Origin of the sequence: Stenotrophomonas sp. 278, from assembly GCF_003935715.1 — a bacterium.
GTDB lineage: Bacteria > Pseudomonadota > Gammaproteobacteria > Xanthomonadales > Xanthomonadaceae > Stenotrophomonas > Stenotrophomonas maltophilia_AH.
In genome coordinates this window covers 1-1,040 of sequence record NZ_RHPP01000302.1, presented here as the reverse complement: position 1 = coordinate 1,040, position 1,040 = coordinate 1, and the positions used below count along the sequence as shown (strand labels likewise).

Sequence of the window (1,040 nt, the reverse complement as noted above, 5' to 3'; positions counted from 1 at the left end):
GGCGGCAACGCCGCCTTCGCCCAGGCCGCCGTCAGACCAGCCCAGCGCCAGCATGCTGCCTTCCGGCAGCAACGCGCACAACGCATGCGCCAGCGCGGTGGAGACCACCGCACCACGTTCGAGATGCCCTGCGGACGCGACTACCTGGCTGGACAGCATCTTGTTCTCTTTCTGACACCGGAGTCCCGGTGCCTCCCCTGCCCCTGAGCATAACGCGACTGCAGGGGGGCAGTGGAGGCCCATCAACCCCAAAACGCCTTTCCATACGTTGTTCCGTGTGTCTCCACCGTGACAGCACCCGATGTCTGCCGTCCTTTCCCCACCTGCCGGCTATGCGCGCGCCCATTCAGCGCTTACCCTGTGTGCCGTGGATGCCGCCGCCCTGCCCACCGATGAATCCCTGATGCAGGCCTGGGCCGCCGGCGACCTGCGTGCGTTTGAGACCCTGTACAGCCGCCATCGAAGCCGCCTGTACAGCTTCCTGCTGCGTCAGCTGCGCGACGGCGCGCTGGCCGACGAGCTGTTCCAGGACGTCTGGCAGCGGGTGATCGCCGCGCGCACAGGCTGGCAGCCGGAAGCGGCCTTCACCACCTGGCTGTTCCGCATTGCCCATAATCGACTCAACGACCACTGGCGCGCCGCCCGGCACCGCCCGGCCGCTCCCGGCGACGCCGAGGAACGGGTCAATGCCATGAGCGACAGCCATACCCCGGAAACCGAGCTGTCCGAGTTCGAGCAGCGCCGCCGCCTGCAGCTGGCGATGGAGCAGCTCCCCGATGACCAGCGCATGGTCCTGCAACTGCGGCTGGAACAGGAGCTGAGCCTGGAAGAGATCGCGCAGATCACCGGCGTCGGCCGGGAAACCGTCAAATCGCGCCTGCGCTACGCGATGGACAAGCTGCGCGGGGAGCTGAACCCATGAACCACCCTGAACCGCTGACCCCGGAAGAACGCGAACTGGCCCGCCTGCTGGGGCGACCCGGCAACAGCGCGCCGTCGGCACGCGTCGACGATGCGGTGCTGGCCGCTGCACGGACCGC

Annotated in this window: 1 protein-coding gene; it reads left to right on the top strand. The window is 68.1% G+C overall.

Going from position 1 to position 1,040, the window contains the following annotated elements; genetic code table 11:
• Nucleotides 1-367 precede the first annotated feature (367 nt).
• Nucleotides 368-922 carry an RNA polymerase sigma factor gene (locus EGJ34_RS21825; RefSeq protein ID WP_260477100.1) on the top strand — a complete coding sequence of 185 codons (555 nt, stop codon included), beginning with the start codon at nucleotides 368-370 and terminating at the stop codon, nucleotides 920-922.
• Nucleotides 923-1,040 lie beyond the last annotated feature (118 nt).